Origin of the sequence: Enterobacter cloacae complex sp. 372C4 (assembly GCF_050030615.1) — a bacterium.
Taxonomy (GTDB): Bacteria; Pseudomonadota; Gammaproteobacteria; order Enterobacterales; family Enterobacteriaceae; genus Enterobacter; species Enterobacter intestinihominis.
The window spans coordinates 3,082,074-3,105,527 of record NZ_JBLGUQ010000001.1 but is presented as its reverse complement, the minus strand read 5'-3'; the positions used below and the strand labels follow the sequence as shown (position 1 = coordinate 3,105,527).

Here is a 23,454-nt window from a genome sequence, read left to right as displayed (position 1 = left end):
ATCCCTATCACTGTGTGCCAGGAGTTACTTACAACGCCGCTTCGTCAGATTCGCCGGTACGGATGCGAATGACGCGCTGTAGTTCGGCAACGAAAATTTTGCCGTCGCCAATTTTTCCGGTGTAGGCCGCTTTGCTGACGACATCAATCACCTCATCAAGCTGATCGTCGGCAATCGCCACATCAATCTTCACTTTTGGCAGGAAGTTAACGCTGTATTCCGCCCCGCGATAAAGCTCGGCATGACCTTTCTGACGCCCAAAGCCTTTCACTTCGGTGACAGTCAGTCCCTGAATACCCATGGAAGACAGCGCTTCACGCACGTCTTCGAGTTTGAATGGTTTGATTACCACCGTAACCAGCTTCATATATCCCCTCCAGTCAGAATTCGGTAATGGCCGCAGCTAACACGAGAGGGATATTGCAAAGGGTGTGCCAGAAGTGAAATGTGAGGAGGAAAGCGCCGCGGCGCGCATGCGCCGCGAAGGGGTGAAAAAAAACGCACCATGGCAGTGCAGGGTGCGTTTCAGTTTTGCACCAACGGTTAAGACTGTTAGCGCATTGCCTTGTTATGGTGCATCAGGCGCTGAGCGACTCCTCCTCGCGCACGCTGGCGGCCAGCTCGTCGCCTGCCAGCTGCAACTGATACATCTGCCAGTAGCGTCCTTTCGCCTCGAGCAGCGCTTTGTGCGTACCCCGTTCAACGGCCTGGCCACGGTGCAGCACCAGAATGGTATCGGCATCGACGATCGTTGAGAGGCGGTGAGCGATAACCACCAGCGTAGTGCGATCCCGCACGGCAGCCAGCGCCAGCTGGATCGCCTGTTCGGTACCGGAGTCGATGCTTGCGGTCGCTTCATCCAGAATCAACACCTGCGGCGTCTCAATCAGCACGCGCGCCAGCGCCAGGAGCTGCTTTTGCCCGACAGAGAGGTTATTGCCTTGCTCGCCCAGCCGGGTATTGATCCCCTCGCTTAACCCGCGCGCCAGATCTGCCAGCTGCACCGTTTCCAGCACCTCCCATACCTGCTCAGGCGTGAAAGGTCGTCCCAGCGTCACGTTGGCATAAAAGGTATCCGCCAGCACTACCGGATCCTGCTGCACCATCGCGACGCCTTTACGCAACGCGTTGTGGCTAAGCGCGGAAAGAGGCCGTCCATCCAGACGGATCTCCCCCTGCGTCAACGGATAGTAGCCCATCAGCAAACTGGCGAGCGTGCTTTTGCCGCTGCCGGTATGCCCAACCAGGGCGACAAAACCGCGCGACGGTACCTCGAGGTTGATATCCTGCAAGACAAGCTGATCGTCGCGGTAGGCAAACGAGACATGATCAAACGCTATGGATCCACTTTCCAGCGGACGTTCATCATCGCCATAGGTCTGACGCGGCCTGTCCATCAGCTCAAACACACGCTCACCCGCGACTACCGCCTGTTGCAGCATCGATTGCTGCGTAGTGAGTTCAATCAGCGGTTCGTTAAGACGGCCAAGGTAACTGATAAACGCGTACAGCACTCCCACCTCAATGGTTCCGCGCGTCGTCAGGCCAAACAGCATCAACAGCCCGCACAGCACCAGCGCAGAGAAGAGGCTCAGCAGCGGGCGTAACAGGAAGCCGTCCAGACGTAACGTCTGCATCCGCGCCATATAGTGCGAACGGCTGGCTTCTCCCATCCGCTCGCCAAAACGCGCCTGCTGGCGAAACTGCTGGATAACGCTCATGCCGTTGATCACTTCGTTGAAGCCATCATTGATGTCTGCAAGGTAAGCGCGCACGCGACGAACAATCGGCGTGCTGTAGCGCTGGTAAATTACCATCACAATCAGCACCGCCGGGAAAATAGCGATCGCCACCAGCGCCATCCGCCAGTCCAGACTGAACATCGCCACCAGCATCGCGCCAATCAATGCGGCACTGCGCAGAACCGTTGCGACAACGGTCACATAAAGGTCGCGGATCACCTCGGTGTCATTGGTGACGCGCGAAATAACCTGCCCGACCGGCTGGGTATCAAACTCGCTCAGCGGCTGGCGCAGCGCGGCATCCATCACATCCGTGCGTAGCTGCTGGACCACGCCCACGGCGGCCCGGTTAAACAGCAGCGACTGCGCATAGTGCAGCCCCGCCGCCGTCAGCTGTAGCCCGACATACGCCACACCCAGCCCCGCCACCAGCCCCAGCGGCAGATAGCTTTTCGCCACCATGTTATCGATAAAATAGCTGATAAGCAGCGGACCGGTCACCTCCGCAATCGCGGCGATCCACAGTAACAGCACGGCGATGGAAAGCGGTTTGCGCCACGGTGAGCCATAGGCGAGCAGCCGTTTTAACGTCGGCCACATCTGTCCAAACTTACGCATCGGTGACCTCCTCATCCAGCGCAGCATCAAGCTGTTGATAGCGGTACATATCCCGATACCAGCCGGCCTGCCCGGCGAGCTGTTCATGCTGACCACGTTGGGCAATATGCCCGTGCTGAAGCACCAGAATTTCACTGGCTTCGGTAAGGGCCGACAGACGGTGCGCGCTGATGATGACCGTGCGCCCCTCCCCCCACTGCCGAAGGTTATGCAGAATTTGATGCTCGGTACGCCCGTCAACCGCGGACAGCGCATCATCCAGAATCAGGATCTCAGCGTCCAGCAGCAGCGCGCGGGCAATAGAGATACGCTGTTTTTGTCCACCGGAGAGCATAACGCCCCGCTCACCCACTTCTGTGTCGTAGCCCTGCGGCAGGCGCAGAATATCCTCATGGACGCTGGCTAAGCGCGCCACATGCTCGATCTGGTCCTGTGTCGCCGTCGGGCACCCGAGCGCGATATTGTTGGCTATGGTGTCTGAAAACAAAAACGGCGTCTGGCTGACGACCGCCAGGCGGCTGCGCCAGTCATCCAGCAGCAGACGTGGCAGGGGGACGTCATGGAAACGGATATCGCCTTCGCTCACGTCAAAATGGCGCTGAATCAGTGACAGAATGGTGCTTTTACCGGAGCCCGTCGGGCCGCAGATGCCCAGCATCTGACCAGGACGCAGCGTGAAACTGACGTTTTCAAGCACCGGATGTTCCGTTTGCGGGTAGATAAAGACGCGGATATCAGCCTTCAGAACACCCGGACCTTCCGGTACCGGCTCGCTGCCATCGTTCACTACCGGCACTTCCGCCAGCATGGCGCGGATACGGCTGTAGGCGGCGCTCCCACGTTCAACGATGTTAAACATCCAGGCCAGCGCCAGCATCGGCCAAATCATCAGCCCGAGGTACATCGCAAAGCTGGTTAACTGCCCGAGGGTCATGGTGCCTCGCACCACCATCCAGCTTCCGCCGCCCACCGCCAGCAGGTTCGCCATGCCAATCGCAATATAAATTGTCGGATCAAAGCGGGCGTCTATACGCGCCACGCGCATGTTTTTCGCACCGGTATCGGCGGCGTCGGCCGCAAACAGCGCGGACTGCCTGTCTTCCAGACCAAACGCTTTGATCATGCGGATGCTGGTCATGCTCTCCTGGGTGCGATCGTTTAACGACGAGAACGCCGCCTGCGCCAGCTTAAAGCGTTCATGGAGCTGCTCGCCGTAGCGGTTAATCGCCAGCGCCATCAGCGGCATCGGCAGCAACGCCAGCAGCGTGAGCTCCCAGCTAATTTGCGTAGACATCACAATCAGTACCGCACAGCCCATCACCAGGGAATCCACCAGCGTTAACACCCCTTCACCGGCGGCAAACACCACACGGTCCACATCGTTAGTGGCGCGGGCGATGAGATCCCCGGTACGGTGACGCAGATAAAACTCAGGGTGCTGGCGGCTCAGCTGGCGGTAAAAGTCCTCGCGCAGCTCAACGGCAAGCTGATAGGACGCGCCGAACAGCAGCACGCGCCAGACATAACGCAGCAGGTAAACCACCACGGCCGTCAACACCAGCGTACCGACCCACATCATCACCCGTGCGGCGGTGTAATGTTGTTCCGTAACACCATCCACGACGTATCCCACCACTTTGGGCGGGATCAGTTGCAAAATGGCAATGATAATAAGCAGGGCCACCGCGCCGAGGTAGCGTTGCCACTCCCGACGAAAGTACCAGCTTAATTGGGCAAATAATCGCACGCGGTCTTTTCCTGAAGATATTTTATGAAGTTATTCAATGGGTAACGCTGTGGTGTATTTAATCTGTTCCATGGCGAAACTGGAGGTGACATCGGACAAGCCCGGTACGCTATTGACCAGCCGCTTGTAAAAATCATCGTAGCGCTTCATGTCTGCCACCTGAACGCGCATCAGATAGTCGTATTCCCCCGCCATGCGCCAGAAGCCGAGCACCTCGGGCATGTCGGAAACCTGGGTGACGAAGCGGCTGTACCATTCGCTGCTGTGATGCTGCGTTTTTATCAGGACGAAGGCGGTCAGTCCAAGCCCCAGTTTTTCGGGGTCCAGCAGCGCCACACGTCCCAGCAGAATGCCATCGTCTTCCAGCTTCTTGAGGCGCTTCCAGCACGGTGTGGTGGTCAGATTAACGGCATCTGCCAGCGCCTGCAAAGAGAGGGTGCAGTCGCTTTGCAGCAAAGAAAGCAGCTTGCGGTCAATTTTATCTAGCATATCCACCTCCCAGAGAAAATTATTCTCCTTACATTCTATTTTAAAGGCCAGATAGCAACAATTTTTTCTGTGCTTTTCGCTATGCTGGGCACAAAATGACAAACGGATAACTACGATGAATAGCACCTGGGTTAAACATGCCATCAGCGAAATAAATGCCGACTATCAGCGCTCGGCAGATACCCATTTGATCCGCCTGCCTTTGCCTGGATTTCCCGGCATTCAGCTTTACCTGAAGGATGAAAGTACCCATCCTACCGGCAGCCTGAAGCATCGCCTGGCGCGTTCACTCTTTTTATACGGTTTATGTAACGGCTGGATTAAAGAAGGCACCACGATTATTGAATCGTCGTCCGGATCAACTGCCGTCTCAGAGGCCTACTTTGCCCGCCTGCTGGGCCTGCCGTTTATCGCTGTGATGCCCTCCTGCACGGCGAAACGTAAAGTTGAACAGATCGAATTTTACGGCGGACGCTGCCACTTTGTGGAAAGCGCCTGCGAAATCTATGCTGCCTCCGAAATGCTGGCCCGCGAACTAAATGGTCACTATATGGACCAGTTCACCTTCGCCGAGCGCGCCACCGACTGGCGCGGCAATAATAACATTGCGGACAGCATTTTCCGCCAGATGACCCACGAGCCACATCCCGTCCCCTCTTACATTGTCATGAGCGCGGGCACGGGCGGAACCTCCGCCACCATCGGACGTTATATCCGCTGTCAGGGTTATGATACGCAGCTGATGGTGGTTGACCCTCAGAACTCGGTGTTCCTTGATTACTGGCAATCTCGCGATGCCAGCCTGCGCAGCCCTGTGGGGAGCAAGATCGAAGGAATTGGTCGCCCGCGCGTCGAACCTTCGTTCATTCCGGACGTTGTGGATGAGATGCTCCGCGTGCCGGACGCCGCCAGCGTCGCGACGGCGCACTGGCTGGAGACACAGCTTGGCCGTAAGGTCGGAGCCTCTACCGGCACCAATATGTGGGGGGCGCTACAACTGGCCGCGAGAATGCGTGAAGAAGGCCTTAGCGGCTCTGTCGTCACGCTGCTGTGCGACAGCGGGGAACGCTACCTGGACACCTATTACAACGCAGAATGGGTACAGGCCAATATTGGCGATGTTGAACCGTGGAAAGCGCAGATTTCGCATCTGGTGAAATAAAAAAAAGCCAGGCTTTAGCCTGGCTTGCTGGAAGGATCTCGTTATTCGGGGGAATATGGGAGGTTATTTTTGTCCAGCCAATGCGTCAAAAAATGGGACACCGCTTCGTTACGACAGTGTCCGATAATCGGTAAATGCGGGAGCGCGGCGATAAGTTGCGGCATCGCGTTCCCCATAATCAGCCCACGACCTACGCTGCTCAGCATCTCGTGGTCGTTCATGGCGTCACCAAAGGCCATACAGTCCTGCATCGTCAGCCCCAGACGATCGCTCAGCACCGCCAGCGCAGATCCTTTGTTACAGCCCACCGGCAGCACTTCAAGACAGTCCACCGCCGAGAAGGTCAGGTGCGCCCGGTCGCCCAGCGCCTCGTTAAGCTGAATACGCAGGCGGCAGAGATCGTCGTGATCGCCGCAGAAGCAGATCTTGGTTACCTTGTGTGCCGGAATGCGGCGCAAATCGATGAGCTGATATTTAAAGCCACTGTAAACGTGAGCGTGCAGCAAGGCCGGGATCTCACGCCCGGTAAACCAGCCTTCATCGTTAAAAACATGCACGCTGGCCTGCGTATCCCAGGTGCTGTGCAGGACGATGTCCGCCACTTCCGGATCCAGATCCTGACGGTGCAGCACATCGCCCTCGACGGAGTGAATGCGCGTCCCGTTGCCGGTGATCAGGAACGCATCGAGGGCAAATGTTCCCAGCAGATGGCGCATCTCCAGCACATGACGACCAGTGGCAAACGTCAGGGTGACTTCACGCTCGCGCAGGCGCTTAAGTGTGTTCAGGGTTTTCTCCCCTAAACGGTGATCCGGCATTAACAGCGTGCCGTCCATATCAAATGCAGCGAGCCGAGCCATAATTACTCCCGAAATGTGATGCGGTTAACTTGTGCATCAGTATTACGTGAGATATACGGAAGTAATAGTGAATAGATGATAATTATTGTTCCGGGTTTTTCATGCGCCAGCTTAACCGTCTTAACCAGTATCAGCGTCTGTGGCACCCCTCCGCCGGCGCAACGCAGCAGGTGACCATCAGTGAACTTGCCAGCCGCTGCTTTTGCAGCGAGCGACATGTACGCACCCTGCTGCGCCAGGCGCAGGAGGCGGGCTGGCTAAGCTGGCACGCCCGCTCCGGACGAGGAAAGCGTGGGGAATTACGCTTTCACGTCACCCCGGATTCGTTGCGTAATACGATGATGGAAGAGGCCCTTAAAAGTGGACAGCAGCACAACGCGCTGGAGCTGGCCCAGCTCGCGCCTGAAGATTTGCGATCGCTGCTGCATCCGTTTATGGGCGGGCAATGGCAGAACGATACGCCGACGCTGCGTATTCCCTACTATCGTTCGCTGGAGCCGCTTCAGCCGGGGTTTCTCCCTGGCCGGGCGGAGCAGCATCTGGCGGGACAGGTATTCTCTGGTTTGACGCGTTTTAATGGTACCAGCAGTGAACCCACGGGCGATCTGGCGCATCACTGGGAAATCTCCGCTGACGGCCTGCGCTGGCATTTCTACATTCGCTCCACCCTGCACTGGCATAACGGCGATAAAATAGAGACGGCACAGCTCAGGCAAAGCCTGACGGCGCTGCTATCGCAGCCCGGCATGGACACGCTTTTCCGCAGCGTCTTACGTATCGAAACCACGCATCCGCAAAGCCTGACGTTTATTCTGCATCAACCTGACTATTGGCTGGCGCACAGGCTGGCAACCTACTGTAGCCGTCTGGCGCATCCTGATTACCCCGTGGTGGGCAGCGGTCCCTTTCGGCTGAGCGTTTTTGAGCCTGAACTGGTGCGTCTGGAAAGCCACGAGCAGTATCACCTTGGTCATCCGTTACTTAAGGCTATCGAGTACTGGATCACGCCCCAGCTTTTTGACTACAGTCTGGGCACCAGCTGTCGCCACCCGGTGCAAATCGCCATTGGCGAGGCCGACGAGCTGGCCAGCCTGCGGCTGGTGAGTAACAGCACCAGTCTGGGCTTCTGCTACCTCACGCTGAAACAAAGTCCGCGTCTGAGCGAACTTCAGGCAAAGCGGCTGATTAATATCATTCATCTCTCAACGCTGCTGCACACGCTTCCCCTGAACGAAGGGCTCATCACTCCTACCGAGGAACTGCTTCCCGGCTGGGCGATCCCCCAGTGGACTGATTTAACCGACGTTGTGCTGCCAGAGGCATTGACGCTTGTCTACCACCTGCCGGTTGAGCTTCACACCATGGCCAGCCAGTTAAAAGCATACCTTGCGCGGCAGGGCTGTGAACTGACCGTCATCTTTCACGACGCCAAGACGTGGGACGGTTGCCAGCAGCTTGCCGATGCAGACATCATGATGGGAGACAGACTGATTGGCGAAGCGCCAGCGTACACCCTTGAGCAATGGCTCCGCTGCGATGCGCTCTGGCCGCATCTGCTGAGCGCACCGGCATACGCCCATTTGCAGGCCACACTGGATGCGGTGCAGACGCAGGCCGACGAACGTGACCGACACGCAGGACTTCAGGCTATCTTCAGCCGATTAATGGAGACAGCCGTCCTGACACCGCTCTTTAACTACCAGTATCAAATCAGCGCTCCTCCGGGCGTCAACGGAATACGCCTTAACACTCGCGGCTGGTTTGACTTCACCGAAGCCTGGCTTCCTCCACCAAACGCGTGAAGAAGCTGGTCGCCGCTTTAGCCAGGCGTTAACATGACGCTTTTACCGTAACTGTCGAGATGATCTATGAAACGTGCCGTCGTCGTGTTCAGCGGAGGACAAGATTCCACAACCTGCCTGATTCAGGCACTTCACCAGTATGATGAAGTGCACTGCGTCACTTTTGATTATGGTCAGCGTCATCGCGCTGAAATCGATGTCGCTCGTGAACTGGCCCTCAAACTGGGCGCCCGCGCTCATAAAGTGCTGGACGTGACGCTGTTAAATGAACTGGCCGTCAGCAGTCTCACTCGCGACAGCATTCCGGTGCCTGATTACGAACCGGATGCCAGCGGCATTCCGAATACCTTCGTACCTGGGCGTAATATTCTCTTCCTGACCCTGACGGCAATCTATGCCTACCAGGTGAAAGCCGAAGCGGTGATCACGGGCGTGTGTGAGACCGACTTCTCTGGCTACCCGGACTGCCGGGATGAATTCGTGAAAGCGCTCAATCACGCCGTGGATCTGGGAATGGCAAAAGAGACCCGCTTCGAAACGCCGCTGATGTGGCTGGATAAAGCCGAAACCTGGGCGCTGGCCGACTACTGGGGCAAGCTGGATATCGTTCGCAACGAGACCCTGACCTGCTACAACGGCATTAAAGGGGACGGCTGCGGGCAGTGTGCCGCCTGTAACCTGCGCGCGAACGGTCTGAATCATTATCTTGCGGATAAAGCGGGCGTGATGGCCGCGATGCAGAAAAAGACCGGTCTGAAATAAGGGCTAACTGTCCGCGCTGTCGTACAACAGGAGTCGACAGCGCGGGCATTCCTGAATATTACTTACGCGATCATCAGCTCCAGCTTTTCACGCAACTCCCCTTCCAGCGGCAACGCTTTCTGGGTTTTGAGATCGATACAGACAAAGGTGATCAGCGCATCGGCCACTACCTGCCCTTCTGGCTCAAGCGTGACGACCTGGCTCAATACACCACTTTTGCCATTCAGTTGTTGGACCTCACTGGTCACGGTGAGCACATCCCCCAGCACAGCCGGGCGGCGGTAGTTAATGTTGATGTTGACGACCACAAACGCGATGTTGTGTGCGGTCAGCCACTGGAAGCTTTCGCTGTTCTCCAGGCCATCCCAGCGCGCCTCTTCAAGAAATTCAAGGTAGCGGGCGTTATTGACGTGCTGGTAAACATCGAGGTGATAACCACGGACTTTGATTTGTGTCTGCATAGCGCAATAGCCTTTCGTTGTTATAGGTTCAGAGGTCATAACTGGTATGACCTCTTTATCCTGGCAAATTTTTGCCGCAGTGCAAGTGATTACGCGATTACAGCGTCAGGTGTGCGAGATTGCGCTCAACCAGCGCGCTGCCCATACCCGGCACCTGCTTGAGATCGTCAAGGGTTTTGAAAGGACCGTACTCCTCGCGGTAGCTAACAATGGCCTGGGCTTTTTTAAGTCCCACACCGTTCATCACGCGCGCGAGCTCTTCTGCCGATGCCGAATTGATGCTGACTCGCGTACCGTCATCCTCTGCACTTTTACCGGCATCAGTCGCTTTTGATTGCGTATAAGCCTGCGCAACTGAGTCTGTTTTGGTCTGTGCAGCCTGCGCTTTAGCCGAGGGCGACGCCGCCAGCGCGCCCGCACTCATCCCGGAAGTGGCAATAGCCAGTGTAATTAACAGTGCTTTGATTCCACATTTCATGCTGTTTTCTCCTTGTTTGTTGACAGCCACGCCACGATAGCCGTACGAGAAAACAGGGACAAACAGCAGATTGCAGAAATGGAAAAGGCCGCGAAAGCGGCCTTTAGTTTTTGCAGAGCGTTACGAAAATCTGCGAGCAGGTACGTAATTATTGCTCCTGGGTCACCACATCACCCAGCTTGATTTTGGCTTCTTTACGCAGGTTGCTCATCATCGCTTCGAAAGCAATCTGGGCATTATTCTGGGTAATTCCCTGAACCATGGCCTTCTTCTGCGCGTCTGGCAGCGTGCCGGCTTTGACTTCATCCAGCGCCAGAATCACCACGTTACCCTGCATATCGGTCGTGGTGCCAAAGACAGGTTTGTCTTTCGCCGGCAGGCTCAGACCAAACGCCGCCTGGCTGACAGGATCCTGACCGGTACGGCTCAGCGTTTTGGCTTCGCCAAAGTTCAGGCCAGCCGCTTTCAGTGCATCGTTCTTACCGGCTTTCAGATCGGCCAGAATTTTCTCTGCATCCAGTTTTGCCTGCTGTGCCGCTTTGTTGTGTTTGACCAGCGCCACCACCTGATCTTTCACTTCCGCCAGGGGCTTCACTGCCTCGGCTTTGTGCTCGCTGACGCGCAGTACGAACGCACGGTCACCGTCAACGGTAATGATGTCTGAGTTGCTGCCCGGCGTACCGTTCTCACCTACCAGACCACCATTGAAAATGGCATCTGAAACCGGTTTGAAGTTCAGTTCTTCCGGCAGATTTTCATGGCTGAACCAGCCCGTCTCAACCGCTTTCACGCCAGCAGCCTGCTCAGCGCCCGCCAGTGATTCGTTGTCGTTGCTTGCGGCATCGCTCACTTTCTGTTGCAGAGCATAGAAGGCGTCCAGCGCTTTCTCCTGCTTCACTTTCGCAGCGATATCATCACGAACGTCAGCCAGCGGCTTGGTTTTCGCCGCTACGACATCGTCCAGACGCGCCACCAGGAAGCCAACGGAGGATTTGATTACACCAGACAGTTGGCCTTTCTCTTTAAGACCCGCATTTTTCAGCTCGTCCGGGGTAGTGGAATCTTCCAGCCAGCCCATATCACCACCGTTTTTGGCAGAAATAATGTCGGTGGATTTTGCTTTCGCCACGGTCGCGAAATCAGCGCCTTTGTTCAGCTCGTCCAGCACGGCTTTTGCTTCTGCTTCCGTTTTGGTCTGGATCACGCTGTAACGGTTACGCTGCGGCTGAGTGAACTGATCCTGATGCTGGTCGTAATAAGACTGGATCTCGGCGTCAGTCGCGTTTTTCTGCATCGCGGCAGCATCCAGCCTGATATAGCTTACGCGGAACTGTTCAGGAGAGATGAAGTTGTTCTTGTTTTGCTCGTAGTAAGCATTAACTTCAGCGTCGCTAACCTGCTGTTTCGCCGCCAGTGCATTGACATCAATCGTCGCTTCACGCACCACGCGTTGCTGCGCTACCAGTGCCGCCAGCGCTTCAGTTTCGCCTTTCAGCATGAAATCGGTGCCCACCACCGCGTTGATCAGCTGTTGCGTGGTCAACTGGTTACGCAGCGCCTGTGCGTACTGGTCAGCCGTCATCCCCATCTGGTTAACAATGCTGTTGTAACGCGCGTTGTCGAACTTCCCATTAGACTGGAAAGCCTGCGTCGAGAAGATGGCTTTTTTAACCTGCTCATCGCTGATGCCCAGACCGAGGCTTTTCGCGTACTGGTCCAGCAGCGCTTCGTCGATAAGGCGGTTCAACGTCTGCTGACGCAGGTTTTTCATATAGCCTTCGTTGGCTGCAAGTTCAGAGTATTGGTCGCCCAGCTGTTGCTGCATGCGGTTACGTTCACCAGCAAAAGCGTTCTCGAACTGCCCACGGCTAATTTCCTGGCCATTCACTTTTGCGGCGTAGTTCGCGCCACCGCCGATGAGGTAACTACTCACACCGGTCAATATGAACGACACGATAATGATACCGAAAATAATCTTGAGCACGAGACTGTTAGCAGCCGTGCGTAAGCTGTCCATCATGGTGTAACAACACTCCGCTGTAGGTGACTGGTTACCTGACGCTGACGGAAAATCCTGACCGTCGCGCGTAAAGGCGTATTGTGACAAGAAAACAGGGCAATTGTCAGCCCACAACTCGCATAAACTCGCACAAATCAGGTCTGGACAAACAAAAAAGGCACATCAAACGATGCGCCCTTGTACTTTTCAGCTTCCCTGGAGCGGGAAAGCAATCAATTTACTGCGTCTTTCAGCGCCTTACCTGCACGGAAACCCGGCACTTTAGCGGCAGCAATGGTGATCTCTTTACCGGTCTGCGGGTTGCGGCCAGTACGGGCAGCACGCTCTTTAACCGCAAAAGTACCGAAGCCTACCAGTGCAACGTCGTCCCCAGCTTGCAGAGATTCAGTAACAGAAGCAATTAAAGCATCTAAAGCACGTCCAGCTGCAGCTTTAGAAATATCAGCACCCGCAGCAATTTTGTCAATCAGTTGAGATTTATTCACTGTTCTCTTCCTCTCTTTATAATTTATATCGCACCTGAATCCTTCACAGCGCGACCGCGCAGCAGTTATATCAGTCCTGCTATGACCTTACAACACCCGTTGTTGATGGCTAACCCAATCAGCAATCTAAATTAGCTATACAAAAAAAGGCTGGCAAGTACGAAATGACTTACCAGCCTTGTTTTTATTAGCGCTCTTTGCGCGAGGTCACTATTTTGCGGTTACAACCTGCATTCCGGACGGTTCATTTTGCAGTGCGAGAGTCAGAACTTCCTCAATGCGTTTCACCGGATGGATCTGCAAATCGGCAATAACGTTGTCCGGAATCTCTTCCAGATCGCGTTTATTCTCGTAAGGAATCAATACGGTTTTGATCCCACCACGGTGTGCCGCCAGCAGTTTTTCTTTTAACCCGCCGATGGGCAGTACCTGACCACGCAGCGTAATTTCACCAGTCATGGCCACATCAGCACGGACCGGGTTACCCGTCAGGCAGGAAACCAGCGCCGTACACATAGCAATACCCGCGCTTGGGCCATCTTTCGGCGTCGCCCCTTCCGGAACGTGAACGTGAATGTCGCGTTTTTCGTAGAAATCCGGGTTGATACCCAGTTTTTCCGCGCGCGCACGCACCACGGTCAACGCTGCCTGGATGGACTCCTGCATCACTTCACCGAGCGAGCCAGTGTAGGTCAGCTTGCCTTTACCCGGTACACAGGCGGTTTCAATGGTCAGCAGATCGCCACCCACTTCCGTCCACGCCAGTCCAGTCACCTGACCAACGCGGTTTTCGTTGTCCGCACGGCCATAGTCGAAGCGCTGAACGCCGAGGTAAGCATGCAGATTGTCGCCGTTAATCACGATGTGCTTCAGGCTCTTATCCAGCAGCAGCTGCTTAACCGCCTTGCGGCACAGTTTAGAGATCTCACGCTCAAGGCTACGCACGCCCGCTTCACGGGTGTAGTAACGAATAATGCCGACAATAGCGCTGTCCTCAACGGTCAGCTCGTTAGCTTTCAGCGCGTTACGTTCAATCTGCTTCGGCAGCAGGTGCTGCTTAGCAATGTTCAGCTTCTCGTCTTCGGTATAACCGGACAGACGGATCACTTCCATACGGTCCAGCAGCGGTGCCGGAATGTTCATGGAGTTGGAGGTCGCCACGAACATCACATCGCTCAGGTCGTAGTCGACTTCCAGGTAGTGATCGCTGAACGCCACGTTCTGCTCTGGATCAAGCACTTCCAGCAGCGCCGACGCCGGATCGCCACGCATGTCCGAAGACATTTTGTCGATCTCGTCGAGGAGGAACAGCGGGTTTTTGACGCCCACTTTCGCCATCTTCTGGATCAGCTTGCCCGGCATAGAACCGATATAGGTACGGCGGTGACCGCGGATTTCCGCTTCATCACGCACGCCGCCCAGCGCCATACGGATGTACTTACGTCCGGTCGCTTTGGCGATGGACTGGCCCAGAGAGGTTTTACCCACCCCTGGAGGCCCTACCAGGCACAAGATTGGACCTTTGATTTTGTTCACACGGCTCTGTACCGCGAGGTACTCAAGAATGCGGTCTTTCACACGTTCCAGGCCATAGTGGTCGGTATCGAGGATTTCCTGTGCCTGACGCAGGTCTTTTTTGACCTTGCTGCGGGCATTCCATGGAACCTGAACCATCCACTCAATGTAGCCGCGTACAACGGTCGCTTCCGCCGACATCGGAGACATCATTTTCAGCTTCTGCAACTCAGCTTCGGCTTTCTCTTTCGCCTCTTTCGGCATCTTCGCCGCGTCGATCTTACGCTTCAGCGCTTCGTTTTCATCCGGCGCATCGTCCATCTCGCCGAGCTCTTTCTGAATGGCTTTCATTTGCTCGTTCAGATAGTACTCACGCTGCGATTTTTCCATCTGCTTTTTGACGCGGTTGCGAATGCGCTTCTCAACCTGAAGCAGATCGATCTCAGACTCCATCATCGCCATCAGGTATTCCAGACGTTCGTTAACGTCGGACATTTCCAGCACGGACTGTTTGTCAGCCAGCTTCAGCGGCATGTGCGCAGCGATGGTATCCGCCAGACGTGCAGGATCGTCGATGCTGTTCAGCGACGTCAGCACTTCAGGTGGGATTTTCTTGTTCAGCTTGATGTAGCCTTCAAACTGGCTGATCGCGGTGCGTACCAGCACTTCCTGCTCGCGCTCATCAAGTTCCGGTGAATCAAGGTACTCTGCCTTCGCAGAGAAGTGCTCGCCATCGTCTGACAGAGTGGTAATACGCGCGCGCTGTAAGCCTTCCACCAGCACCTTCACGGTGCCATCTGGCAGCTTCAGCATCTGCAAAATAGAGGCCACGGTCCCGACGGTGAAAAGATCGTTTACACCCGGCTCATCCGTTGATGCTTCCTTCTGCGCAACCAACATGATTTTTTTATCATGATCCATGGCGGCTTCGAGGCAACGGATAGATTTTTCCCGCCCTACAAATAAGGGTATGACCATGTGCGGATAAACCACCACATCGCGCAACGGCAATACGGGGATTTCAATGCGTTCAGAACGCTCAGGATTCATAGAGCTCTCTCTTAGTTTAGTGTCCGCCAGGTAAACTGGTCATGTAACTGTGCTTCACACAACCATTAACATGTAATCCAGTATATGGGGATGTTTCCCATACATTCAACGCCATGAATACGGAAAAAGTAAAGGGGAGATAAAATCCCCCCTTTTTGATTAACTGATTGTATGAAATGGTGAATTATTCGCCAGATGCCTGCTGCGCTTCCGGTTTACCGTAAATCAGTAACGGCTTGGTCTGGCCACCAATGACGGACTCGTCGATCACGACTTTTTCGACATCTTCCATAGAAGGAAGATCGTACATCGTGTCGAGCAATGCTGCTTCCACGATAGAACGCAGGCCACGGGCACCGGTTTTACGCGCCATCGCTTTCTTGGCAATCGCGTCCAGTGCTTCGTCACGGAATTCCAGCTCAACGCCTTCCAGATTAAACAGCGCCTGATACTGCTTGGTCAGCGCGTTTTTCGGCTCTTTCAGGATCTGAATCAGCGCGTCTTCGCTCAGTTCGTTCAGGGTCGCCACAACCGGCAGACGGCCGATAAATTCCGGAATCAAACCAAATTTGATCAGATCTTCCGGTTCAACCTGCGCCAGCAGCTGGCCTTCGTTTGGTTTTTCAGACGTAGCTTTCACCGTTGCGCCAAAACCAATGCCGGAGCCGGTTTCCACACGGTGAGAGATCACTTTATCCAGGCCTGCAAACGCACCACCACAGATAAACAGGATCTTGGAGGTATCAACCTGCAAGAATTCCTGCTGCGGATGTTTACGCCCACCCTGCGGTGGAACAGCCGCAACCGTACCTTCAATCAGCTTCAGGAGCGCCTGCTGCACACCTTCGCCCGAGACGTCACGGGTGATGGATGGGTTGTCTGATTTACGGGAGATTTTGTCAATCTCATCGATATAGACGATCCCGCGCTGGGCTTTCTGTACGTCGTAATCGCACTTCTGGAGCAGCTTCTGGATAATATTTTCAACGTCTTCGCCCACATAACCGGCTTCGGTCAGGGTGGTGGCATCCGCCATGGTGAACGGAACATCCAGCAGGCGCGCCAGCGTTTCCGCCAGCAACGTTTTACCGGAACCCGTAGGCCCGATCAGCAGAATGTTACTTTTGCCCAGTTCCACGCCATTGCTGGTATCGCCGTTACGCAGACGCTTGTAGTGGTTGTATACCGCCACCGCCAGCACTTTTTTCGCCTGCTCCTGACCAATGACATAGTCGTCCAGGTGGTGGCGAATCTCGTGTGGCGTTGGTAACGCGCTGCGCTCACGGTGCGGCGCGACTTCTTTAATCTCTTCGCGAATGATGTCGTTACATAAATCGACGCATTCGTCGCAGATATACACGGACGGCCCGGCAATCAGTTTACGCACTTCATGCTGGCTTTTGCCGCAAAAAGAGCAGTACAGCAGTTTGCCCGAACCATCTTTGCGTTTATCTGTCATGAGTCCAAACCTCTTTTTAAGTTCTATGTGCCGCACATGACGACGCAAATGCCATACTCAGACGCAAGCTGCTTACAGGCAACGTGCCGCCCTAAATTAGTATAGCGGCACACTCGCGTCGCGGGCATCAATTACGATGGGTCAAAATGGAGTCGACTAAGCCGTACTCAACTGCCTCTGGTGCAGACAGGAAGCGATCGCGCTCGGTATCGCGCTCGATCTGCTCGAGTGGTTGACCCGTATGCTGCGCCATAAGTTCATTCATGCGCGCTTTTACTTTCAGAATTTCTCGGGCGTGGATTTCAATATCCGTCGCCTGGCCCTGGTAACCACCCAGCGGCTGGTGAATCATCACGCGGGAGTTAGGCAGGCAGAAACGCTTACCTTTCGCCCCTGCGGTTAACAGGAAAGCCCCCATGGACGCCGCCTGTCCCATACAGATGGTGCTGACATCCGGCTTGATGAATTGCATGGTGTCATAAATAGACATGCCCGCCGTAATCACACCGCCCGGCGAGTTGATGTACAGGTAAATGTCTTTTTCCGGGTTTTCCGCTTCCAGGAACAGCATCTGCGCCACGATCAGGTTAGCCATATGGTCTTCCACCTGGCCGGTCAGAAAGATAACGCGTTCCTTGAGCAGACGGGAATAGATATCGAAAGATCGCTCACCGCGTGAGGTCTGTTCAATAACCATTGGCACCAGCGCCATATGGGGTGCAAAGTTATCTCGTTCGCCACTGTATGACATTTCCGTCTCCTGGTTCAAAATTGAAAACACCTGCTGTACTGATTGTAACCTTATGGACGGATTATCAGCCAGTCTCAATCATCGTGATTACATACTAATGGGGGTCGCCATGCCCTATTTCAAGCATAACAACGTTTTGTTGTAACGCTAACACTGAAAGGGCGTTTTAGCACCCTTCCAGGACTAAAGCTGTGATAAAAAAAACCCGTCGCCGGAGGGCAACGGGTTTTTTGTTCAAACTTTAAACCGTTGGGGCGAAATTACGCCTGCTGGTTCATCAGTTCGGTGAAAGAGGTCTCTTTTTCGGTTACTTTCGCTTTCGCCAGTACCGCTTCAACAGCCTGCTCTTCCAGTGCAACGTTGCGCATGTTGTCCATCAGCTCTTTGTTCTTACCGTAGAACTCGATCACTTCTGATGGATCTTCGTATGCAGAAGCCATCTCTTCGATCAGGCCTTTCACACGCTCTTCGTCAGCTTTCAGCTCGTGGGTACGAATCACTTCGCCCAGCAGCAGGCCAACAACAACGCGACGTTTCGCTTGCTCTTCGAACAGCTCGCGTGGCAGTTCCATCGCTTGCTGCTGGTTGCCACCGAAGCGCTGTGCAGCCTGACGGCGCAGAACGTCGATTTCGCTGTCGATCAGGGCAGCAGGAACGTCGATGTCGTTCGCTTTCACCAGACCTTCAATCGCCTGAGACTTCACGCGGTTACGTACAGCGCCGTTCAGCTCGCGCTCCATGTTTTTACGCACTTCAGCACGCAGACCCGCAACAGAACCATCTTCCACGCCGAAACGCTTGATGAATTCTTCAGTCAGTTCTGGCAGTTCGCGCTCTTCAACTTTCTTCAGGTTGATGACGAACTTCGCTGCTTTACCTTTCAGGTTTTCAGCGTGGTATTCTTCAGGGAAGGTCACGTCGATGGTGAACTCTTCGCCTGCTTTGTGGCCTTTGATACCGTCTTCGAAGCCTGGGATCATACGACCCTGACCCATCGCCAGTACGAAATCAGACGCTTTACCGCCTTCGAACTCTTCGCCGTCTACTGAACCGGTGAAGTCGATGGTTACGCGGTCTTCCGCGTCAACAGCGCCTTCTTTCTCTTTCCAGTTCGCCTGCTGCTTACGCAGGGTATCCAGCATGCCGTCAACGTCTTCGTCAGTCACGGAAACGATCGGTTTTTCAACTTCGATTGATTCCAGACCTTTCAGCTCAACTTCCGGGTACACTTCGAACTCTACGGAATAGGTGAAGTCTTCGCCCTGCTTGTATTCACCTGGAACGTAGTTTGGCGCGCCGGCTGGATTGATTTTTTCTTTGATGATCGCGTCGATAAAGTTGCGGCTCATCAGTTCACCCAGCACATCCTGACGCACGGAAGCGCCATAACGCTGAGCAACAACATTCATTGGTACTTTGCCCTTGCGGAAGCCGTCAATACGTACTTTTTTTGCTACGTTGACCAGCTCGCTTTTCACAGCAGTTTCGATGCTGTCAGCAGCGATAGTAATCGTTACACGGCGGCCAAGGCCTTGAGTGGTTTCAACTGAAACTTGCATCTTGTTACCTCAAAAAAATCACAGTGCTCGGTCAACTCTGAATCTGTCTGTTATACCGGGATGCTCTCTTATGTGCAGATTCACATTCCCTGTCGCCAGAATCATCCCGAAGACATTCAATAAGACGCGGCATTATAGCGGCATCACTTAGGTGAGTCGAGAACGGTTGGAGCATGTTGCTGCGGCTTTTTTCACACTTTAAGGCTATTTTTAGCCTTAAAAACGCGCCATCCGCTCAAAACTCAGACAAAACAAAACGGCCCGAAGGCCGTTTTGACGAAATCTGTAAGCAACATACTGGAAAAACTCCGGCGGTTGCAAATCCGATTTATCAGGCGATGGTGCCTGCACCCCTACAAGGCGGTGATGCGAATACCGTATCCTGCAGCCCTTCCCATTCCTTAATGGTGTAGGTATGCAGCGCCAGCGCATGTACGGTTGTGGAGAGTTCTTCCGTCAAGGTGCTGTAGATCAAGCGGTGTCGGTTCAGGAAACGTTCTCCCGTGAAGCGATCGCTGACCAGAACCACTTTGAAGTGGCTTTCAGAACCTGCCGGCACGTTATGACGATAGCTTTCGTCGACAACTTCGAGAAACACAGGGTTGAACGCTGCCCTTAATTTTTCTTCTATCTGTTCACGTATCATCATGAAATCACTCCTCCGACAACGCTAAGATGTCACCCATCCCTTTAAATATTAGCCGCTTTTACCGGTTCCATTACACCGTGACAACAAATATTTAGCTTTCGTCTGATTTTCTCATCCAAACGGATGAAGTTCACTATGAGGTTCATACGTTTTGTCACTTACAGGCAGAGAAAAGCGGAAAGGTGGTCAGTTTTCGGACAAGGCGATGAATTTACATGCGTTGACCACTTCCCCTGGCCGTTGGCGATGTTATGATGGCGGCAATTTTTCTCTCTTTGCTTACGATTCGTTGAGAACCCGAAAATGTTAAAAAAAATCTTCTTTCCGTTGGTAGCACTCTTTATGCTCGCCGGTTGCGCAACCCCGCCGACGACCATTGACGTTTCACCAAAAATTACCCTGCCTCAGCAGGATCCAAGCCTGATGGGCGTGACGGTCAGCATTAATGGCGCCGATCAGCGTCAGGACCAGGCGCTGGCGAAAGTGACTCGCGACAACCAGCAGGTTACGCTGACCGCTTCCCGCGACCTGCGCTTCCTGTTGCAGGAAGTACTGGAAAAACAGATGACCTCCCGTGGCTACATGATTGGCCCAAGCGGCGTGGTTGATCTGCAAATCATCGTGAACAACCTGTACGCTGACGTCTCCCAGGGTAACGTTCGCTACAACATTGCGACCAAAGCCGATATCTCCATCATCGCTACCGCGAAGAACGGCAACAAGATGAACAAAAACTACCGTGCAAGCTATTCCGTTGAAGGCGCATTCCAGGCCTCCAACAAAAATATCGCTAACGCGGTTAACAGCGTGCTGACTGACACCATTGCCGACATGGCACAGGACACCAGCATTCACGACTTCATCAAGCAGAACGCACGTTAATCCTGCTGACTGACCCGGTGCTTCACCGGGTCAGTTCATAAGAACATGTCCAGTCACTACTTACGCATTTTCCAGCAACCGAAATCAGCTATTCTGCTGATCCTGGGTTTCGCCTCCGGTTTACCCCTTGCGCTCACCTCCGGCACGTTACAGGCGTGGATGACGGTTGAGAACATCGATCTTAAAACCATTGGTTTCTTCTCGCTCGTCGGCCAGGCTTACGTCTTTAAGTTCCTGTGGTCGCCAGTGATGGATCGCTATACCCCACCGTTCCTCGGGCGCCGTCGCGGCTGGTTAGTGATGACGCAGGTGCTGCTGTTGCTGGCCATTGCCGCAATGGGTTTCCTTGAACCGTCAACGCAGCTGCGCTGGATGGCCGCGCTTGCGGTGGTCATCGCCTTCTGCTCCGCCTCGCAGGACATTGTTTTTGACGCCTGGAAAACGGACGTCCTGCCAGCGGAAGAGCGTGGCGCCGGTGCGGCAATCAGCGTGCTCGGCTACCGCCTGGGTATGCTGGTTTCCGGCGGACTCGCACTGTGGCTTGCTGACCGCTATCTCGGCTGGCAGGGCATGTACTGGCTGATGGCCGCACTGCTGATCCCCTGCATTATTGCCACCCTGTTCGCGCCTGAACCGAGCGATGTGATCCCGGTTCCACGCTCGCTGGAGCAGGCCGTCGCCGCACCGCTGCGCGACTTCTTTGGTCGCAATAATGCCTGGCTGATCCTGCTGCTTATTGTCCTTTATAAGCTTGGCGACGCTTTCGCCATGAGTCTGACCACTACCTTCCTGATCCGCGGCGTCGGGTTTGATGCGGGCGAGGTCGGCGTGGTGAACAAAACCCTGGGGCTGTTTGCCACGATTGTCGGCGCGCTGTACGGCGGCGTATTGATGCAGCGCCTGACGCTGTTCCGCGCTCTGCTGATATTTGGCATACTTCAGGGCGCATCGAATGCCGGTTACTGGCTGCTGTCGATCACCGACAAGAATATGATCAGTATGGGGACGGCGGTATTCTTTGAGAACCTGTGCGGCGGTATGGGCACTGCGGCATTTGTCGCCCTGCTGATGACGCTGTGCAATAAGTCATTTTCCGCTACCCAGTTTGCGCTGCTCTCTGCCCTTTCCGCCGTCGGGCGCGTATACGTTGGCCCCGTCGCGGGCTGGTTTGTTGAAGCCTACGGTTGGCCGACCTTTTATCTCTTCTCGGTGGTGGCGGCCGTGCCGGGGATTTTATTGCTGCTGGTCTGTCGCCAGACGCTGGAATATACCCAGCGGACGGAACACTTCATGCCGCGCACGGAATATCACGCTGCCTATCGGTTTGCCCTGCGTCTGCTAATGGCAGGTTGTCTTGCCCTGGTAGGGTGGCTCACGGTGCTCATCATGAATGCGACTACCGACTTGTCACTTCCTTTTGAAACCCTTCTGCTTGATGCAGGTGTGTTTCTCGCTCTGGCGGGGATCCTGACGGGTGGGATGCTGGATTTCATGTCATTACGAAAAACGCAGATGACATGAAGTAAAAAGCGAAAGGTTATTTCCCGTTGTAATAACAGCCCGAAATTATAACGGTGAAATAACCGCCATCGACAAAAAAAATATTTGTTGTTTTGTGCGGGATAGCATTCGGAAATTATTGGAGCTTATTTCGCTACGCTATTTTTCATTAAACGATTCAGCATTCGAAACATTGAATTTTCGTTTTTTAGTTGTCTTTTTATTGATAATTAATTGTTAACTAATTGTGTGTTTTTCGCAATGGTTATACCAATTGTCCCTTTTGCGGTATGCTGGGGCACCCTTTCGTTATAACGCCCACTCCGTGCGGCTTCCGTCTGGAAACGCGACATAATTTGCAACACTTGTGACATGTGCGGCAGAACCCAGTAACACCTTCCTGACACAGGGCTAATGATGTTTACAGTAATGTAACCTTCCCGTAAAATGCCCCCACACTTTAAACGCCACCAGACTCCCGTGGAATTGAGGTCGTTAAATGAGACTCAGGAAATACAATAAAAGTTTGGGATGGTTGTCATTATTCGCAGGCACTGTATTACTCAGTGGCTGCGATTCTGCACTACTAGACCCCAAAGGACAGATTGGACTGGAACAACGTTCATTGATACTGACGGCTTTTGGCCTGATGTTGATTGTGGTTATTCCTGCCATCTTGATGGCTGTTGGTTTCGCCTGGAAGTATCGTGCGAGCAATAAAGATGCGAAGTATAGCCCTAACTGGTCACACTCCAATAAAGTGGAAGCTGTGGTCTGGACGGTACCTATTCTGATCATCCTGTTCCTTGCTGTACTGACCTGGAAAACCACTCACGCACTTGAGCCGAGCAAACCGCTGGTTCACGATGAAAAACCCATTACCATTGAAGTGGTCTCCATGGACTGGAAATGGTTCTTCATCTATCCAGAACAGGGCATTGCTACCGTGAATGAAATCGCCTTCCCGGCGAACACTCCGGTTCAGTTCAAAGTGACCTCCAACTCCGTAATGAACTCCTTCTTCATCCCACGTCTGGGCAGCCAGATTTACGCGATGGCCGGTATGCAGACTAACCTGCATCTGATTGCGAATGAAGCAGGCACCTACGACGGTATCTCCGCCAGCTATAGTGGCCCGGGCTTCTCGGGTATGAAGTTCAAAGCTATCGCTACGCCAGACCGCGCGACTTTCGACCAGTGGGTTGCAAAAGCGAAGCAGTCTCCAAACACCATGTCTGACATGGCGGCGTTCGAAAAAGTGGCTGCACCTAGCGAATACAACAAGGTGGAGTACTTCTCTAACGTGAAACCGAATCTGTTCAAAGATGTTATTGGCAAATTTATGGATCACGGCATGAGCATGGACATGACCCAGCCTGAAGGCGAGCACAACACGCACCAGGGTATGGAAGGCATGGACATGAGCCACGCGGAAACCGCTCACTAAGGGGCCGAGGAAGAAA

The 23,454-nt window shown here is 54.1% G+C and carries 20 protein-coding genes; 6 read left to right on the top strand and 14 right to left on the bottom strand.

Going from position 1 to position 23,454, the window contains the following annotated elements; genetic code table 11:
- Positions 1 to 28: 28 nt before the first annotated feature.
- The 4 genes from glnK to ACQG11_RS14990 all read right to left on the bottom strand — a co-directional run bounded on the left by glnK (position 29) and on the right by ACQG11_RS14990 (position 4,596).
- The gene (gene glnK, locus ACQG11_RS15005; protein ID WP_006809867.1) at positions 29 to 367 is read right to left on the bottom strand and encodes a P-II family nitrogen regulator; all 339 of its coding nucleotides are present in this window, start codon (positions 365 to 367) and stop codon (positions 29 to 31) included.
- Positions 368 to 578: 211 nt separating this feature from the next.
- Complete coding sequence (locus tag ACQG11_RS15000; protein WP_426728511.1) at positions 579 to 2,360, bottom strand: SmdB family multidrug efflux ABC transporter permease/ATP-binding protein; 1,782 nt, start codon at positions 2,358 to 2,360, stop codon at positions 579 to 581.
- Positions 2,353 to 4,107 (bottom strand): SmdA family multidrug ABC transporter permease/ATP-binding protein, encoded by a 1,755-nt coding sequence (locus tag ACQG11_RS14995; protein ID WP_426728510.1) that lies wholly within the window; start codon positions 4,105 to 4,107, stop codon positions 2,353 to 2,355. The genes ACQG11_RS15000 and ACQG11_RS14995 overlap by 8 nt, the downstream gene beginning before the upstream one ends.
- A gap of 30 nt (positions 4,108 to 4,137) precedes the next feature.
- Positions 4,138 to 4,596: an Lrp/AsnC family transcriptional regulator gene (locus tag ACQG11_RS14990; RefSeq protein ID WP_022647254.1), complete on the bottom strand. Its 459-nt coding sequence runs from the start codon at positions 4,594 to 4,596 to the stop codon at positions 4,138 to 4,140.
- Positions 4,597 to 4,711: 115 nt separating this feature from the next.
- Between ACQG11_RS14990 and ACQG11_RS14985 the strand changes: the two genes are divergently transcribed.
- Positions 4,712 to 5,758, top strand: a complete 1,047-nt coding sequence (locus ACQG11_RS14985) for a PLP-dependent cysteine synthase family protein (RefSeq protein ID WP_022647253.1) — start codon at positions 4,712 to 4,714, stop codon at positions 5,756 to 5,758.
- Positions 5,759 to 5,799: 41 nt separating this feature from the next.
- On the opposite strand, the gene cof is transcribed toward ACQG11_RS14985, so the two are convergent.
- Complete coding sequence (cof, locus tag ACQG11_RS14980; protein WP_426728509.1) at positions 5,800 to 6,618, bottom strand: HMP-PP phosphatase; 819 nt, start codon at positions 6,616 to 6,618, stop codon at positions 5,800 to 5,802.
- A gap of 101 nt (positions 6,619 to 6,719) precedes the next feature.
- On the opposite strand from cof, the gene ACQG11_RS14975 reads away from it, so the two are divergent.
- On the top strand, positions 6,720 to 8,420 hold the full coding sequence (locus ACQG11_RS14975; RefSeq protein ID WP_426728508.1) for an SgrR family transcriptional regulator: 1,701 nt from the start codon (positions 6,720 to 6,722) through the stop codon (positions 8,418 to 8,420).
- Between the two features lie 66 nt (positions 8,421 to 8,486).
- Complete coding sequence (queC, locus tag ACQG11_RS14970) at positions 8,487 to 9,182, top strand: 7-cyano-7-deazaguanine synthase QueC (protein ID WP_022647250.1); 696 nt, start codon at positions 8,487 to 8,489, stop codon at positions 9,180 to 9,182.
- 62 nt (positions 9,183 to 9,244) lie between these two features.
- Here the strand turns inward: queC and ACQG11_RS14965 are convergent, their stop codons facing one another.
- The 9 genes from ACQG11_RS14965 to bolA all read right to left on the bottom strand — a co-directional run bounded on the left by ACQG11_RS14965 (position 9,245) and on the right by bolA (position 19,609).
- Entirely contained in the window at positions 9,245 to 9,643 is a 399-nt protein-coding gene (locus tag ACQG11_RS14965; protein ID WP_017694410.1) for a YbgC/FadM family acyl-CoA thioesterase, read from the bottom strand.
- A gap of 97 nt (positions 9,644 to 9,740) precedes the next feature.
- Positions 9,741 to 10,121, bottom strand: coding sequence for a helix-hairpin-helix domain-containing protein (locus tag ACQG11_RS14960; protein ID WP_199009008.1), 381 nt, complete (start codon positions 10,119 to 10,121; stop codon positions 9,741 to 9,743).
- 148 nt (positions 10,122 to 10,269) lie between these two features.
- A complete protein-coding gene (gene ppiD, locus ACQG11_RS14955) occupies positions 10,270 to 12,141 on the bottom strand; it encodes a peptidylprolyl isomerase (protein ID WP_426728507.1) in 1,872 nt (623 codons plus the stop codon).
- A gap of 212 nt (positions 12,142 to 12,353) precedes the next feature.
- The gene (hupB, locus tag ACQG11_RS14950) at positions 12,354 to 12,626 is read right to left on the bottom strand and encodes a nucleoid-associated protein HU-beta (protein ID WP_002444653.1); all 273 of its coding nucleotides are present in this window, start codon (positions 12,624 to 12,626) and stop codon (positions 12,354 to 12,356) included.
- 210 nt (positions 12,627 to 12,836) lie between these two features.
- The gene (gene lon / locus ACQG11_RS14945) at positions 12,837 to 15,191 is read right to left on the bottom strand and encodes an endopeptidase La (protein ID WP_006809878.1); all 2,355 of its coding nucleotides are present in this window, start codon (positions 15,189 to 15,191) and stop codon (positions 12,837 to 12,839) included.
- A gap of 184 nt (positions 15,192 to 15,375) precedes the next feature.
- Positions 15,376 to 16,650, bottom strand: a complete 1,275-nt coding sequence (clpX, locus tag ACQG11_RS14940) for an ATP-dependent protease ATP-binding subunit ClpX (RefSeq protein WP_006809879.1) — start codon at positions 16,648 to 16,650, stop codon at positions 15,376 to 15,378.
- A gap of 127 nt (positions 16,651 to 16,777) precedes the next feature.
- On the bottom strand, positions 16,778 to 17,401 hold the full coding sequence (gene clpP, locus ACQG11_RS14935) for an ATP-dependent Clp endopeptidase proteolytic subunit ClpP (protein ID WP_006809880.1): 624 nt from the start codon (positions 17,399 to 17,401) through the stop codon (positions 16,778 to 16,780).
- A gap of 260 nt (positions 17,402 to 17,661) precedes the next feature.
- Complete coding sequence (tig, locus tag ACQG11_RS14930) at positions 17,662 to 18,960, bottom strand: trigger factor (RefSeq protein WP_006809881.1); 1,299 nt, start codon at positions 18,958 to 18,960, stop codon at positions 17,662 to 17,664.
- 331 nt (positions 18,961 to 19,291) lie between these two features.
- On the bottom strand, positions 19,292 to 19,609 hold the full coding sequence (gene bolA, locus ACQG11_RS14925) for a transcriptional regulator BolA (protein WP_003859051.1): 318 nt from the start codon (positions 19,607 to 19,609) through the stop codon (positions 19,292 to 19,294).
- 303 nt (positions 19,610 to 19,912) lie between these two features.
- Here bolA and ACQG11_RS14920 point away from each other — a divergent pair, with 303 nt between their 5' ends.
- The 3 genes from ACQG11_RS14920 to cyoA all read left to right on the top strand — a co-directional run bounded on the left by ACQG11_RS14920 (position 19,913) and on the right by cyoA (position 23,438).
- The gene (locus tag ACQG11_RS14920) at positions 19,913 to 20,491 is read left to right on the top strand and encodes a lipoprotein (RefSeq protein WP_426728506.1); all 579 of its coding nucleotides are present in this window, start codon (positions 19,913 to 19,915) and stop codon (positions 20,489 to 20,491) included.
- Positions 20,492 to 20,536: 45 nt separating this feature from the next.
- Positions 20,537 to 22,012, top strand: coding sequence for a muropeptide MFS transporter AmpG (gene ampG, locus ACQG11_RS14915; protein WP_022647245.1), 1,476 nt, complete (start codon positions 20,537 to 20,539; stop codon positions 22,010 to 22,012).
- Positions 22,013 to 22,490: 478 nt separating this feature from the next.
- Positions 22,491 to 23,438, top strand: coding sequence for a cytochrome o ubiquinol oxidase subunit II (gene cyoA / locus ACQG11_RS14910; RefSeq protein ID WP_006809886.1), 948 nt, complete (start codon positions 22,491 to 22,493; stop codon positions 23,436 to 23,438).
- Positions 23,439 to 23,454 lie beyond the last annotated feature (16 nt).